Here is a 15579-nt window from a genome sequence, read left to right as displayed (position 1 = left end):
AATTAAGTATAAAATCTTTGTTCTCATTGCACTCCTAATGGCTACAGTTATTTTTCTAACGAATATTGTCCACAGTTTAGCATTTCGCGCGTATGATGAACTGGTGTACAAGCAGTCCTCTCAGGCACTTAATGTCTCTTCCTTAAATATGGAGAGCGAATTACAGAAAATTATGTCACTATCCTATAATGTTGTGACGGATTCCGCAATTCAAGAATATTTGTGGGAGATTATTAATACTAAAGTTGACTACGCTAGCTACGTTTCTTTTACGAAAATTCGTCAGCGACTAGTTGATTTAGGCGCTTTAGATAAATATGTCCTTTCTCTCCAGCTCTATGATGTGAATAATACGGAATACTCAGTAGGTGCTAGACCAATTACGATGAGCGAGGAGCGTATTAAGCTTCTTTGGCAAAAGGCAATTGGCAATAAAGGCGCTATTTTTTGGACAGCGCCCGATCAAGAAGATGAAGCATTAACTGTAGTGCGTTATATTCGACGCTATCAAGACCTATCATTAGACGGGTTAGGTGTGCTTGCTATTCGAGTTGATCTTAATCGTCTATTTTCAGATTTTGTTAAAGGTATTGATGCTGAAGAAGCTGCATTTATCGTAATCAATAATAGCAACGATGAAGTGGTCTATTCCGATAATATCGAGATAAAATTGCAAACGCTTTCTGATGTGAAGTTGGATGGTGAGCGCTACAAAATTGTACGTAGCAATGGAAAATCATATTTCTTAACATATCGAACGTCAAATTTAACCGATTGGACCTATTATACGGTCATGCCTTATGACAACATTTTTTTTACAACCGATAATGCAAAAAAGATGGTGCTGATTATTTATTTAGCATTATTTGTAATAGCGTCAATTGTAGCATTTCAACTTGCGAAAAGAATTACGGATCCGCTTGAAAAACTTACTGTCAAGATGAGGCGTGTACAGCTTGGGAATTTTGAATATCAAGAGGAAGGCAACGAGACAATCGCGATGGATGAGGTAGGGCAGATTCAGCGCCATTTTCGTATTATGCTGCAACGAATTAATGAATTAATTCAAGAGAATTATGTAAAGCAGCTAATGATTAAAGATACACAGTTTAAAGCATTACAAGCGCAAATTAATCCTCATTTTCTTTATAATACGCTAGAAACGATTAATTGGATGGCAAAAATGAGCAAGCAAGAGCGGATTTCGCAAATGGTTGAGTCATTAGGTTCGTTGCTTCGCCTATCGATCAATACGAAAACTGTTGTTATTCCATTACATAAAGAGCTCGAAATCATTCATCATTACTTAATTATTCAAAAGCTTCGCTTTGAGGAGCGATTAATCTTTACTTTGACTATACCTGAGCATTTGCTAAAATGTGAAGTTCCAAAGCTGTCAATTCAGCCTATTATAGAAAATGCGATTCAATATGCGCTTGAGCCTAACATTGAACCATGCACAATTAACCTTACTGCACAAATGGCTGAGCAAAACTTACTGATCACGGTAGAAGACAATGGTCCAGGTATGAGTGAATCCTTCCTAGAAAAATTAAGCCTTGGTGAAGTGAAACCTAAGGGAACTGGACTTGGACTAATGAATATTCGAGAACGAATAAAGATGCTATATGGGGAAGCATATGGCCTTAATATTGAAAGTAATTATGGTCATGGAACAAAAGTAACACTCATTTTACCGTATATCGTGAGGGATGAAGATGTACAAAGTGCTGTTGGTTGATGATGAACGTATTATTTTAGAAGGCATATCAACGATGATTGAATGGCAAGCCTATCAATCCGAGTTAATTGGTACATGTCGCAATGGGGTTGAAGCGCTTGAGTTCATTCAGAAGAACCAGCCTGATATTGTTATATCGGATATTAAGATGCCAGGGATGGATGGATTAAAACTAGTCGAGACTATTTATGAAATTAATCGAGACATTAAATTTATTCTCTTATCTGGCTTCGATGACTTTGAATATGCACGTACAGCTATGCAATTTGGCGTAAAGCACTACTTGTTAAAGCCTTGCAATGAAAATAGTATAATAGCTGCCCTACAGGAAGTAATTGAGGACCTGCATAATAAGCAAATGAAAGATCAATTTATGGAAAATTTGCAAGCCGAGCTTGCAAAGGCGCTGCCTTATGCCAAAGAGCAGTTTTTAAAGGAGTTAGTTACGAATAAAACGTATGGGACACGCGAATGGGAGCAATATCGCAGACTATTTAAAATAACCGAGCAACCAAGCACCGTTCAATTAATTTTGTTTCAACTGGAAGGTCAGTTCCAATACGAGCATTTATTTGCTGTAAAAAATATCGCAGAAGATTTGCTCGGTCACGAATTAGTGTTATTTAGTACGACGATAGCGAAGCATGTTCTTCTATTGTTGAAAGAAAGCTGTGAGCAAACCTGGTTAATGTCACGCTTAGAAAGCATTAAACAAATATATTTATCATTTTATAAGCTGGATTTAACGATAGCTGTTAGTGATGCTGCGCCAATTAATGCTGTGCGTAAAACTTATCATGAAACGTTAGAATGCATTAATTATCGCTTTTATTTAGGGGAAGGCGCAATTATTTTCAAAAAAGATATATCAAATGTGATGACAGAAACACCTGATTTTTATTTTGATGATGAGCAGATGTCTATTTATATTAAATCTGGCAACTGGGAGTCAGCTCAACACGAATTAAATCAGTTTTTTCAGCAGCTTACAGAGCAAAGATTGGATATTGCGATGAGCAAATCTTATGCCTTATCCTTACTTGTTGCTATTACTCGCTTATGCAGGAGGGATGATTTTACACAATATATGCATTCCATTGCAAAAATGGAAGAGCTACACTCATTACCGCAAATTAAACAGTATATTTTCTCGATAGCTAAGGAAATAACAGAAACAAATTTACATGTACAAAGAACTAAGCATTCCTCAATTATTCAGCGAGTAATTGAAATAGTCGAGCAAAACTTAGGAGATTCAAATTTATCGTTAAATTGGGTGGCAAGTGAAATGCTATATATGAATGCAGACTATTTGGGGAAATTATTTAAGAAAGAAACAGGTGAAAAGTTTTCAAACTACGTGATGCGATTAAGAATTAATAAGGCCTTGGAGGTTATAGAGTCGACCTCTGATGTAAAGGTATTTGAGTTGGCAGAGCAGTTAGGCTTCGGAGATAATCCTCAATATTTTAGTCAGGTGTTTAAAAAATATACTGGTCAAACACCAACAGAATATATTAAAACACCAAGTTAACTTTATCTAAAGAGGGTTTCAAACAGTGCTTGAAAACCCTCTGTTTTTTTAACAAAAATGACGTTTTTTTAGATTTAAACCGAGGACAGCTCTCTCTATAATAATCATATTAATGGAATTTATTGTCCGAATTAAAATGTCATACTTATAGAGAATAGTCGTGATGAGCTGCTCCATAATCCAGATCGATGGAACAATGGAAGGGGAGTATCTAATGAAGTATTTAGCGACAAAGCTCACTGTAGCACTTATATTGTTACTTTCCTTGTTAGTTGCCTGTAATAATAAGATCTTTTTCTCTAGCTTTTATGACAACTCAAACTCTAGTCAGGTAAAGCCAGAGCCAGTCACCCTTCGTATAGCCTGGTGGGGAGAAGATACTCGTCATGACTACACGAAAAAGGTAATTGAACTATATGAGCAGCAAAATCCTCATGTTACGATCGAGATGGAGTATGCAAAATATGATGATTACTGGAAAAAGATGGCTCCTCAAGCTGCAGCAGCAGAATTGCCCGACATTATTCAAATTGATACAAGCTACTATGCTCAGTATGCAGGAAAAAAACTGTTTGCTGACTTAACTCCTTACTTTGGTAAAGAAATTGATATTTCACATATTAATTCAGATGTTTTGCATTCCGGTTATTATAAAGATGGGAATTACGGAATGTCACTCGGTATTAATTCCCTAGGCTTTCAATATAATCCTGAGTTGCTGAAAAAAATCGGACTAGATAAAATTCCAACCTATTGGACATGGGATGATTATGAAAGTCTTGCTTTTCTAGCGCAATCTATGGGGTTATTTTTTGATGACGGGATGCGGCCAGAGATCTTTTTTGCTTATTATTTGCGTACTAAGGATGAAACACTGTACAATGCCGAAGGTACTGCATTAGGTTATGATGATGATTCATTATTTGTTGATTTCTTTGGACGATTGATTAGACTAGTACATGGCAAAGCAACACCAACGATGGATGCAAAAGTTAAAATCAAGGGGTTTGATGATAATTATCTTGTTCAGTCTAAGCAAATTGGGATTTGGCAGTGGTCAAACCAGTATTTAGCTATGCAGCAGTCCATGGATCGTCCCATAGAAATTGCTCCAATGGTAGGACCGAATATGCAAAAAGGGTTATATTTAAAATCCAGTATGTTTTTCTCAATAGCTGAAACCTCTAAAGTGAAGTCAGAAGCGGCAAAATTTATCAACTTTTGGGTGAATGATATTGAGGCAAATAAGTTAATTCTTGGCGAACGCGGTGTTCCGGTTTCCTCTGAGGTGCAGGAAGGAATTAAGCCTTATTTATCCGATACTCAACAGCAAGTATTTCAATATGTTGCTTGGTCAGAAAAAAATAGTTCACCAGCAGATCCTGTTGACCCTGTCGGTTCAGCAGAAATTATTGAGGTATTGAAAAAACTGTGGGAGGAAATGGAATATGAGCTAATAACAGTTGAGGAAGCCGCACAAATATTCCGTCGAGATGCCAACAAAATATTAGAGAAAAATATATAAACGATGAATTTGGGTAGGAGAAGAAAAATGAAAATTATATTTCACGGTACAAGTGATGCACATCGTGTGCCTCGTTTATATTGCGAGTGTGAAATTTGTCAGGAAGCACGTACAACAGCAATAAATCGACGATTGCGTTCATCGATACAATTAAAAATAGAAGAGCAATATCCTATCTCATTATGGATAGATTGTGGACCAGATTGGTATGAGCAAATGGAACATGCAAACGAACGAATAGTAGAGCATATGTTAATTACTCATGCACATTTTGATCATATTGGTGGACTACCGCAATGGTTTGACCAATGTCGTTATAATCAAAGTTCACCGAAGCTTTATGCTGCACAAGAGGTAATTGAAGAGATATTGGATCGATTTCCTTGGTTAAGCAATGGCATTGAATTTATTACCTTAGACCGTGGTTATCAGTTTGCTGAATGGCAGCTTCGAGCATGGCGAGTTAATCACGGGCGTAATGGATATTCTTATGCTTTTCGTTTTGATAATAAGCAAAATGGAAAAAGCTTTGTATATTGCCCTGATAGCATTGCTCTTACAGAGCAGCAACAGCAGCTTCTTTATCATGTTGATCTATTAATTATTGGTGCAAGCTTCTATAAGGAAAACTTCCCGTTTGAAACACGATCACTTTACGATGTAACGGAGTTGATCGAGCTGCAAAAACATTGGAAGGCAAGTCAATTATGGATAACCCATATGTCGCATGATATTGACATTCAAAAGCCTTTGCCAGAGAGCATGTATTATGCGAAAACGGGAACAGCATTAGAACTATGAAGCATGGAGATGAGGTGCAGTATGGGCAGTATGCTGCACCTTACCTTCAATCAGCAGCAAGTTAAAGATTTTCCTGACTTTATGCTTGTGAAGGAAAGGGGATTGTGATGAAAAAGCTTCCTTTAATGTTGCAGCTTGCTTTAATTTTGTTTTGTGTAATGCTCATACCAACGATCGTTATGACATTGTACAGTGGCACACAAATTTTAGGTTATTCGGAAAAGGCGATTGCAAAATCTACACTCGATGGACTGGAGTCAAATCAAAAATTAATTGAAAGCGCTTTAAATAACATTGTGCAAGATACAGTGCGAATGGCGACCTCGAATCTTTATGATGGAATACGCCAGTATCAATCATATGAGCAGTTAAATGCAGATTATAATCGAGTTGAGCATGCATTAGCTATCTTAAAAGAGCTACAACGTGTAACAAGAAGTAATGAAGGTGTAGAGACTGCTTTTTTTTACTTGTATGATGCGGACTATATTATCGCCTCTGATGAAGGGGTTTCACCAATAGAACGTTATGAATCACTGGACTGGCTGCAAGAGGCACTGACCAAAAAAGTAGGAATCGCAGGAGTTTGGCAGCCGCGAATAAACGATCATGGAGAAATGGTTATATCGTATGTACTGCCACTTAATCGATTATCGACTGCAGCAAAGGGAGTGCTTGTTGTAAATCTAAAGGAAACACAGCTTGAACAATATATGGTAGCTTCTAATTTTGATGATTCACGTTATATGTTAATCGGATTAGATAATGGATTCATTATTTCTCACGGCAATAAAGATCTTTTACTCACCTCTGCTCGTGAAATACCTTATATTTCTGATGTGCTGAAGCATGATAAACAGGAAGGATATGACTTTTATGAGCTAGATGGTCAGCGGTTACTTTATACATGGAAAAAGTCGAGTACCATGAATTGGCTTTATGTTAATCAAAATTCTATGGATTTATTAATGGCGCAAACAAAGTCCGTTCAACAAGAAATCGTCTTGTTTACAGCGATTCTTATAGGTGTAGGTGTGATATTAACCGTATTAATTGCCACTTGGCTGTCACGTCCAGTACGGCAATTGGCTGGTAGTATTCGGGCACGCGGGAATTTATCAATTTCTGATAAAAACGAGCTGGCTTTTCTAGATGCTGCTTTTCGCCGAATGCAAGAGGAAGAAGATAAGCTTAATCAACTAATTGCTGAGCACGAACGAGATGCCTGCAGCTTAGTCGTGCATCATTTAATGCGCGGCGAGCAGCTAAAGGCTTCACAGAAAGAACTGCTGCACGATATGTTTCCAAATGGATATTTTGCTATCGCAGTTATCTCGATTGACCACTATAATCACTATCGCAATCAGACTAGTCCAGAAACGCGTTCCTATCATCGTTATGCTTTTATATCTGCATATGAGGAACAGCTCTCCGCACATTTCCATTTGAAAAGCGTGTATTACGGTGAGGGAAGAATTGCTCTTATTTTAAATTTTAATGATTCAATAATTGAACAAGATGGTAGCTTAACTGCTCATTTTGCTTTAATTCAAGAACGAGCCTTAGAATGGTTTGGTCATACGGTAACGATTGGGATTAGCAGCATAGCTACAGAAGCGTATGATGCACATAATAAATTGCTTGAGGCAATGGAAGTTATTAAGCAGCGCATGATCGTGGGAAATGGTCACATTTTATATTGGAAAAACGAACAGCTTAGCAATAAATACATTTATCCTCATAACAGTGAGCGTCGTATTATCAATTATATCGATATTGGCGACATTGATAGCATTATGAATGAACTTGATGAAGTGCGAGAGCTTATCCAAACAACAAAGCCAATTTCATATGATAACATTTTGTTTATTTATAATCAGTTAATTGGCGTTACAATAAGACATTTAAATGAAAAAAATATTAACACCTCAGCCATTTTTGCTAACAAGGGCAATATTTATTCGATTATCGCTTCTATGGAGACGTTAGATGAATTGACCAGCTATTTGAAGCGTTTCTACTTAGAAATTGGTAAATACGTTTCGAGCAGCAAACATTCGGAAGTAAACTATCTTGAAAAAATCGTGTCTTACCTGGATCAGCATTACAGTAAAGATATTATTTTTGAGGATATGGCTAAGGAAATTGGAATTAGCTATTCCTATATGCGAAAGCTATTTTATGAAGGAACAGGTAAAAGTCTAATTGACTATGTAAATCAGAAACGAATTGAAGCAGCGAAGCAATTACTTATTCGCTCAACTTTAAATGTTGCGCAAATTGCAGCTCAAGTCGGCTATAACAACATTCAAAGCTTTAACAGATTTTTTAGAAAGTATGAAGGAGTCACTCCAAGCAGTTATAAGCTGTCAAAATTAAATGGTTAATTCTGATAAAAACGAAAGAAAATGATAATAAAATTCTCTCTCATAAACAGGATAGTCCGCTAGTTGCGATCATTCAGTCGTTAGCTAACTTTGATAGCCGAATGCAATCAAAAACAAGGTTCGTAAATTGTAAAAACCCAGTAATATCAAGGGTTTCAAGGCATTATCAAAAGTGATAAGCACAATCAAAATCTACAATTTACGTTTGGCGAGAGGTTATGTAATATGTGAATCAACTTCTCCATTCAATCAGTCGGTCGCAATTGATAAGGGGATGAAAACTAAAGGAGGGAGAGTGTAAATGTGAAAGTTGCAAACGCTTTAAAAACAAAAAATGCTGATAGTAAAGGATTACTTTATTATCTCAAGCGTGATTTGCAATTATATTTAATGGTTCTGGTCCCTTTGTTTTTTGTTCTTTTGTTTAAGATAGCTCCGATGTTCGGAATTGTCATTGCATTTAAGGATTACAAAATAGCGAAGGGATTCTGGGGCAGTGAATGGGTAGGCTTTGAAGTATTTGCAGAAATGTTTGCAAAACGAGACTTTATTCGAGCTGTACGTAACACGTTATTGCTTAACTTCTCCGATTTGCTGCTTAGCTTTACAGCGCCGATTATTTTAGCACTGTTACTGAATGAAATGAAAAGTGTAAAACTAAAACGTATCAATCAAACCTTGCTTTACTTACCGCATTTTCTATCTTGGGTAATTATTGGAGCGATTGCTTATCAATTACTCAGCTATGGAAATGGGATTATTAACAACTTTATTGAGAGCTTAGGCGGTTCAAGAATTCCGTTTTTGCAGTCGGACAATCACTGGTTATTGAGTTACTTGTTCATCGGGGTATGGCAAAGTATGGGGTGGGGGACGATTATCTATCTTGCCTCAATTAGCTCAATTAATCCTGAGCTTTACGAAGCTGCAACCGTTGATGGTGCCAATCGTTGGCGCAAAATGTGGCATGTGACATTGCCAGGTATTCGCGTTACAATCGTAACCCTGCTTATTATGAATCTAGGAAGAGTCATGGGCGGGTCATTCGATAGAATTTACGCGCTTGCTAACAAAGCGACAACCGAGTATACAACGACAATAGAGGTATTAGTGTACCGTTGGGGAATTGAGGGCGGTAACTTTAGTCGTGCAACCGCATTAGGTTTATTCCAAGCGGTTATCGGCTTAATTCTCGTACTCATCTCTGACCGAATAGCGAAAAAACTTGGCGAGGACGGATTATTGTAGAAAGGAGATGACAATCAATGAAACTATCGAGTAATCAAATTGCAGTCAAACGGTTCAAGCGTATCGACATATGGGACATTATTATTAACGCGGTAGTCATTATGTTATCTCTGGCCTGCTTGCTGCCCTTGGTACACATTTTGGCTAAATCGTTAAGTGCAGATGCGTATGTTATCGCAAATAAAGTAACACTTTGGCCCAAGGGATTTACCTTTGAAGCTTACAAAAAGGTGTTTTCCGATGCCTCAATTGTGCGTTCATTATATGTAACTATTTTTGTAACCGTTGTTTTCACAATTCTAGGGATGATTATTACAATTCTAGGAGCTTATCCGTTATCGAGAAGACAGTTGAAGGGACGTTCAGCACTAACATTTTTGTTCTTATTCACATTATATTTTAGCGGCGGAATTATTCCTGAATACATGCTCGTTAGCAACTTAGGGCTGTTAGATACCGTTTGGTCGATCATTTTACCGCCTGCATTTAGTGCCTTTAACTTCCTCATTATGCGAAGCGCAATATATAGTTCAATTCCGGTGAGCTTAGAGGAATCAGCCCGAATTGATGGAGCAGGTCATTTTAGAGTATTAACAAGTATCGTTCTTCCATTGTCAAAACCAATTATTGCTACTCTTTCTCTGTTCTATGCAGTGGGGCGTTGGAATGCCTATATTGACGCCTTATTTTATATTAAGCAGAACGTAGATGCTAGACCTTTGCAGCTTAAATTGTACTTTATGATTGTTGCAGCAAGTGAAAGCTTTCAACTTGAGTCAACAGTTGTTCAACTAACAAACCCTGATGTATTAAAGTCTGCGTGTGTTATCTTTGCTACAGCTCCAATTATTGTCGTATATCCGTTTATCCAAAAGTACTTTGTTAACGGTGTTATGCTTGGTGCTGTCAAAGAATAATATCATACATTTTCTTTTAATAAAAAAAGGAGGGTTTTGTAATGAATTTTAAGAAAAGTGCGATGATTCTGACATCTTTTGCTTTACTAACATCAATGTTAGCAGCATGTAGCGGCGGTAGTAATGAGAAAAACAACAATAGTAATTCAAACGCTTCGCCAACTCCTACAGCTTCTACAACTACTGATTCGGGAAGTGATGCGGCACCAGACTACTCACAAGGTTTCCCTGAAAATGTTACTATTGAAATTCCTGTCTATGACCGTGCATTTGAAGGCTGGAACGTAACAGACAACTATTACACACGATGGATTCAGAAAGAATTTGGTGACAAATATAATGTTACAGTTAAGTATGTTGCAATTTCACGTTCGAATGAAGTACAAGATTTTCAGCAACTATTAGCAGCGCACAAAGCGCCAGATATTATATTCCACTATGATATGCCTCAGCAAATTGCTTATTATAGTGAAGGAGTATTACAAGAAATCGATTGGGAAGAAATTAAAAAATACGCGCCTACGTATTGGAGTAAGCTTGGTTCTACTATCGAACAATATGGCGTGATTAATGATCAAAAAATCTTTTTCTTTGCTGAAAGACCAGACGCTGATAACTTTGTAACTTTAATTCGTAAAGACTGGGTAGAAAAAGTGGGTATGAAAGTTGAGGATTTAACTTCACTTGAAAAGTTGAATGAAATGTTGCAAAAATGGAAAGATGCTGGGTTAGGTACGCTTGGCGGCACATTAACTCGTAACAACTTTACGTATAACTATGCGTTCCGTGATTGGCCAATTAATGAGAAGGAGCGTGCGCTTTACTCCGATCTATCTGTTGCTGATTTTACTACAAAAGCAACAGAGGACTGGCTTCGCAACCTTAACTATCAATTTAACAACGGTTTAATCGATCGCGAGTTCTATTTAAGAGATGATGAAAACAAAGCAAAAGCAGAATTTGCGGCTGGCAGAACAGGTACATTTAGCAGCTATTTAACAAGTAACTCTGATGTAATCTCTGCTACGCTTGCGAATAATCCAGATGCGGAATTCGCAGTGTTACCTCCGTATGCAGGAGTTCCTGAAGGTAAAGTGCCTCAAGGTCGCGCTTATTGGCCATTTGGATTTATTATGGGAATTAACCATGAAACACCTGAACTTGAGCGTATTGCCGTATGGATGTTCTTAGAATGGATGATTCAACCTGAAAATCTATTCTTCTTACAAAACGGGGTTGAAGGTGAAAACTACACATTTGATGAAGATGGTATTCCTGTAAAAGTGGCTGACTTTAATGGTGAATCGAAGCTTTCTAATAACAACAATAAAGACTACTGGGCATTAGTTATTGAAAGCGTTGTTTACGATGATCCAGAAGTAAACAAAATTTCTCAAATTCGTAACTGGGCACCTCCAGGATATGAGCAGCTAGTTGAGGATCTAATAAAATATAGAGATGAAACTGCGGAATATCGTACACCAGATGCATTATTTACTGAAGTTGTAGAAACTGTGAGCGAATATAAAGCAGACCTTAACGATCTATTCCAGGAGCTATATATTAGAGTTGCTACTGCTCCAATTGATCAATTTGATGCAGAGTATGAAAAGGCAAAACAAATCTATTTAGATGCTGGTTATCAAGAAATTCTTGATGAAAAACAAAAAATTATCGATGCTGGTAACTATAGATAATTGAGCTTTAAGGGCTATTTGGATTTTAGCGAAAATGCTGAATATCCAAATAGCCCTTCTTAATTTCTATATCTATACATTTAATAGTGTTAAAATTAATCCTTTGCCTGAATCACAAGCAATTTTCCGCTGCCAATCGATATCGTACCTTGCTCCTGCACTAGCTCATTGCTGATTCCCATTGAAATACCTCTTGTCAGATGCAAAGGAACATCCTTTAATGGATATTTAAATCCTTGCAGTTTAATATCTGTCACTTGTTTGCTTTGCGGCAGCAGGGAGACATAATGATAATCTAGTCGATCAATGGATAGAGAGTTTGATGCATCCAGCATTTGAATGCTGTTATGTTCATCAATAATCCGCATCGGTATCTTTTGCTCTAACGCAAGTTCTAGTAGATGAATATTACCTAAGGAATGATCAAAGCGTGTTCCTAATGCACCAACAAGATTTATTAACTTTGGTTTAAGTTCAAATGCATGGATTACCGCAAGATGTGTGTCTGTGTAATCTTTATCAATGGCATCAAAGCCTTTAAATGTTTGACTTTGCTGCTCTATCTCTTTTACTTGTTCCTCAGTAACTGAATCGAAATCACCAATCGATAGATTTGGGAAGAAGCCATGCATAATGGCAAAGTGGGCGCCATAATCTACCCCGATTAAATAATCTGCTTGCTTAAGATAGGGAAGAGCCCAATCTCCAATTTGACCGCCACTACAAATAGTTACTATCATTGCGATATTTCCTTTCCTACAAATATTACTCTTTATTTTTTAAATCGAAGGGGATAATCTATGTAATCAAACATGTTAAACCAAAATCGTATAACATAGTTTACTTCAGTAATATCGTAACAAGTTATAAACGAACAAACAACCTTTTACTGCGCTTCTAGTTGTTCAACTAGCAGCAATTCGTTATAGTAGTAGTTAGATATAAGAACAACAGGATAGAAAAGAGGGTATAAGTTGAAGCAACGTGTATTATTTGTTTGTTTGGGAAATATTTGCCGTTCCCCGATGGCAGAAGCGGTTATGCGTCATTTAGTTGAACAAGAGGGTTTGTCCCATCTTGTTGAAGTAGATTCTGCTGGTACAGGAAATTGGCATATTGGCAATCAGCCGCATGAAGGAACACGAAAATTATTAGAGCAAAAGAAAATTTCATACGATGGAATTAGAGCTCGACAAATAAATGCAAACGACGCCTATCAATTCACTTACATAGTATGTATGGACAATCAAAATTTGAAGGATGTACAGCGTGTGTTTAAAAATGCAAGCGGTGAAGGTGAGCGCGGTAAAGTTATGACGTTTATGAGTCTAGTTACTGGTGCACATGTTACTGAGGTTCCAGATCCATACTATACAGGCAACTTTGATGAAGTGTATGAATTGGTGGATCAAGGGTGTCGTGCGCTGCTTGCTCAAATTAAAGCAAATTTATCGTAATCCATTAAGTAAAGGCAGGATTAGCAGATAAAAAGAAGGAGTACGCTAAGCAGTTAACTATAGTCAATGAATTCTAATTGGCTAGTTGACTAAAACAGCGTACTCCGTTTTCTTTTAATAAGATAATTAATATTCACGAATAAAATATCGGATCGCTTGCGGAACTTCTTTTTGCCAAAAACCCCATTGATGCTTTCCGTCTTTTTCCTCGTAATGGATAGTTGCATTTCGTTCTTTAAGTAAAGCATACATATTACGATTAAGTTCGACAAAATTATACACACCGCGGTCAGTTTCAAATGCATCCTCTTGCAAACCAACTATCATAAAGATATTAAGCCAATCCAGATCGCCAGTTGCAGCAACAATCGCTTGTGAGGCTTCATAAAATGCGCCAGACATACTAATGATACGAGTGAATAGCTCGGGATGCTGTAAGGCGATATGTAATGAAACAGTACCTCCTAACGAATCTCCAGCAAGAATTCTTTCCTCAGGAGTACTGCGAACAGGATATTTAGATTCAATATAAGGTAACAGTTCTAAAGCAAAGAAATCTACATAAGCCTGATGACGACGACCATCAGGTGAATATTCTTCTGTTCGCACGGACTTATCCACATCTACACCAACAATAATGAACGGTTCGATTCCTTCATCTAATATAAGCTGCTGTGCAGTGGTGGCAATACGCCCAAAGTTAAAAAAATCTTCGCCATCTTGACAGTAAATGACAGGGTAACTTAATACCTCATTGTAACCTGGGGGAAGATAAACTCGTAAATTTCGACTTCCTTCGACTAAATACTGACTATCGATGGAATCCTTTAATATTGTGCGCTTAAGGTAACGACTGTCTATCATTTTATAGACTCCTTTTGTTATTAGATTAATTTTGTATGGAATACTGGATATTAGGAAAAATAATGATGCAGCAGTATGCAAGATTGCATGAAAAAATCGAACAAAACTGGAAACTGTTAGAAAATGTCGATTTGTATCATTCTGTTATATTAAATTTTATACGCTGTTATATATACAATTTGATGATCAAATGATGAGAATTCGCTAAAATAATAGTGTTTTTCACTTTTTTACTTTGACCATCCGTGATAAACAGCGGTATAATAATTCTATAACAGAGACACACAATTTTCAAATATTATAAGATGAGGTGAGCGTTCTCAATGAGCAAATTGCCATATGAGGTTCAAACTGAGCCAGTTACACCGTTATCTGTGCTAACACTTGATGGTGATGTAGCACATCCAGAGTATATGCCAGAATTGACTGACGAGCAATTAAAAGAAATTATGTACCGCATGGTATTCACACGTACATGGGATGAGCGTGCGATCAATCTTGGTCGTCAAGGTCGTCTTGGTTTCTATGCCCCAGTGTCCGGACAAGAAGCTTCGATGATCGGTAGTGAATATGCTTTAAATAAAGAAGACTTTATTTGCCCAGGTTACCGCGATATGCCACAAATTGTTTGGCATGGTTTACCACTATATCAAGCGTTCCTATATTCTCGCGGACATCAACATGGTGGTCAAATTCCTGAAGGCGTAAACGTACTAATGCCACAAATCATTATCGGTGCTCAAGTGCTTCATGCAATGGGCGTTGCAATGGCATTTAAAAAGAAAAATGAAAAACGTGTAGCAATTACCTTTACTGGTGACGGCGGTTCATCTGAAGGTGATTTTTATGAAGCACTAAACTTTGCGGGTTCATTTAAACTTCCTGCAATTTTCGTAGTACAAAACAACGGTTATGCAATTACTACTCCATATGCTAAACAAACAGCTGCACTTTCAATTGCACATAAAGCAGTTGCTGCTGGTATTAAAGGTGTACAAGTTGACGGTATGGACGTACTTGCAGTAATTAAAGCTGTAAGAGAAGCTGCAAAACGTGGTTATGACGGCGAAGGCGCAACATTGATTGAGCTTATTACTTATCGTTACCGTCCACACTCTCTTGCTGACGATACAACTAAATATCGTACAAAAGAGGAAGAAGCGGAAAAAGCATTGCTAGATCCACTTACTCGCTTCGGCAAGTTCCTTGAGAAAAAAGGACTATGGACTGAAGAAGATACAGCTCGCGTAAAAGAAGAAGCAAAAGCGGCTGTTGCAGAGCATATCAAAAAAGCTGAGCAAACAGAAAAAATGACTGTTGCTGGTCTAATTGATTCTATGTTCGAAACTACACCGCCACATTTGCAAGCTCAAAAAGCTGATTTCGAGTAATAGGGAGGATTAATCGA

General features: G+C 37.4%; 12 protein-coding genes. 10 read left to right on the top strand and 2 right to left on the bottom strand.

The window, feature by feature from the left end; all coding sequences use genetic code 11:
• The first annotated feature begins 37 nt into the window (after nt 1-37).
• From AC2TDL_RS19545 to AC2TDL_RS19510, 8 genes are all read left to right on the top strand, one after another.
• Nucleotides 38-1741 (top strand): sensor histidine kinase, encoded by a 1704-nt coding sequence (locus AC2TDL_RS19545; protein ID WP_484697725.1) that lies wholly within the window; start codon nt 38-40, stop codon nt 1739-1741.
• Nucleotides 1719-3275: a response regulator gene (locus AC2TDL_RS19540; protein ID WP_484697724.1), complete on the top strand. Its 1557-nt coding sequence runs from the start codon at nt 1719-1721 to the stop codon at nt 3273-3275. Before AC2TDL_RS19545 ends, AC2TDL_RS19540 begins: the two co-directional genes overlap by 23 nt.
• Nucleotides 3276-3489: 214 nt before the next feature.
• Complete coding sequence (locus tag AC2TDL_RS19535; RefSeq protein ID WP_484697723.1) at nt 3490-4800, top strand: ABC transporter substrate-binding protein; 1311 nt, start codon at nt 3490-3492, stop codon at nt 4798-4800.
• Nucleotides 4801-4827: 27 nt separating this feature from the next.
• Complete coding sequence (locus tag AC2TDL_RS19530) at nt 4828-5601, top strand: MBL fold metallo-hydrolase (RefSeq protein ID WP_484697722.1); 774 nt, start codon at nt 4828-4830, stop codon at nt 5599-5601.
• Between the two features lie 107 nt (nt 5602-5708).
• Nucleotides 5709-7988 (top strand): AraC family transcriptional regulator, encoded by a 2280-nt coding sequence (locus AC2TDL_RS19525; protein WP_484697721.1) that lies wholly within the window; start codon nt 5709-5711, stop codon nt 7986-7988.
• A 390-nt stretch (nt 7989-8378) separates the two neighbouring features.
• Complete coding sequence (locus AC2TDL_RS19520; RefSeq protein ID WP_484701306.1) at nt 8379-9236, top strand: ABC transporter permease; 858 nt, start codon at nt 8379-8381, stop codon at nt 9234-9236.
• A gap of 17 nt (nt 9237-9253) precedes the next feature.
• Nucleotides 9254-10153, top strand: a complete 900-nt coding sequence (locus tag AC2TDL_RS19515; protein WP_484697720.1) for a carbohydrate ABC transporter permease — start codon at nt 9254-9256, stop codon at nt 10151-10153.
• A 41-nt stretch (nt 10154-10194) separates the two neighbouring features.
• Complete coding sequence (locus AC2TDL_RS19510) at nt 10195-11850, top strand: extracellular solute-binding protein (protein WP_484697719.1); 1656 nt, start codon at nt 10195-10197, stop codon at nt 11848-11850.
• A gap of 95 nt (nt 11851-11945) precedes the next feature.
• Here the strand turns inward: AC2TDL_RS19510 and AC2TDL_RS19505 are convergent, their stop codons facing one another.
• Entirely contained in the window at nt 11946-12590 is a 645-nt protein-coding gene (locus AC2TDL_RS19505; RefSeq protein ID WP_484697718.1) for a thiamine diphosphokinase, read from the bottom strand.
• Between the two features lie 285 nt (nt 12591-12875).
• On the opposite strand from AC2TDL_RS19505, the gene AC2TDL_RS19500 reads away from it, so the two are divergent.
• Complete coding sequence (locus AC2TDL_RS19500; RefSeq protein ID WP_484701304.1) at nt 12876-13307, top strand: low molecular weight protein-tyrosine-phosphatase; 432 nt, start codon at nt 12876-12878, stop codon at nt 13305-13307.
• A gap of 126 nt (nt 13308-13433) precedes the next feature.
• Here the strand turns inward: AC2TDL_RS19500 and AC2TDL_RS19495 are convergent, their stop codons facing one another.
• On the bottom strand, nt 13434-14171 hold the full coding sequence (locus tag AC2TDL_RS19495) for an alpha/beta hydrolase (RefSeq protein ID WP_484697717.1): 738 nt from the start codon (nt 14169-14171) through the stop codon (nt 13434-13436).
• 323 nt (nt 14172-14494) lie between these two features.
• Here AC2TDL_RS19495 and pdhA point away from each other — a divergent pair, with 323 nt between their 5' ends.
• Nucleotides 14495-15562, top strand: coding sequence for a pyruvate dehydrogenase (acetyl-transferring) E1 component subunit alpha (pdhA, locus tag AC2TDL_RS19490; protein ID WP_484697716.1), 1068 nt, complete (start codon nt 14495-14497; stop codon nt 15560-15562).
• Nucleotides 15563-15579 lie beyond the last annotated feature (17 nt).

Source organism: Paenibacillus sp. plas6 (assembly GCF_057221655.1).
Note: the sequence above shows the minus strand (reverse complement) of the source record. Positions and strands in the feature narration are given on the sequence as shown.

Bases quoted from the DNA above. Each gene is read 5' to 3' on its own strand.
- AC2TDL_RS19535 (WP_484697723.1), top strand. From the start codon at position 3,490: ATGAAGTATTTAGCGACAAAGCTCACTGTAGCACTTATATTGTTACTT.
- AC2TDL_RS19515 (WP_484697720.1), top strand. From the start codon at position 9,254: ATGAAACTATCGAGTAATCAAATTGCAGTCAAACGGTTCAAGCGTATC.
- AC2TDL_RS19525 (WP_484697721.1), top strand. From the start codon at position 5,709: ATGAAAAAGCTTCCTTTAATGTTGCAGCTTGCTTTAATTTTGTTTTGT.
- AC2TDL_RS19545 (WP_484697725.1), top strand. From the start codon at position 38: ATGGCTACAGTTATTTTTCTAACGAATATTGTCCACAGTTTAGCATTT.
- AC2TDL_RS19520 (WP_484701306.1), top strand. From the start codon at position 8,379: ATGGTTCTGGTCCCTTTGTTTTTTGTTCTTTTGTTTAAGATAGCTCCG.
- AC2TDL_RS19510 (WP_484697719.1), top strand. From the start codon at position 10,195: ATGAATTTTAAGAAAAGTGCGATGATTCTGACATCTTTTGCTTTACTA.
- AC2TDL_RS19540 (WP_484697724.1), top strand. From the start codon at position 1,719: ATGTACAAAGTGCTGTTGGTTGATGATGAACGTATTATTTTAGAAGGC.
- AC2TDL_RS19500 (WP_484701304.1), top strand. From the start codon at position 12,876: ATGGCAGAAGCGGTTATGCGTCATTTAGTTGAACAAGAGGGTTTGTCC.
- AC2TDL_RS19530 (WP_484697722.1), top strand. From the start codon at position 4,828: ATGAAAATTATATTTCACGGTACAAGTGATGCACATCGTGTGCCTCGT.
- pdhA (WP_484697716.1), top strand. From the start codon at position 14,495: ATGAGCAAATTGCCATATGAGGTTCAAACTGAGCCAGTTACACCGTTA.
- AC2TDL_RS19505 (WP_484697718.1), bottom strand. From the start codon at position 12,590: ATGATAGTAACTATTTGTAGTGGCGGTCAAATTGGAGATTGGGCTCTT.
- AC2TDL_RS19495 (WP_484697717.1), bottom strand. From the start codon at position 14,171: ATGATAGACAGTCGTTACCTTAAGCGCACAATATTAAAGGATTCCATC.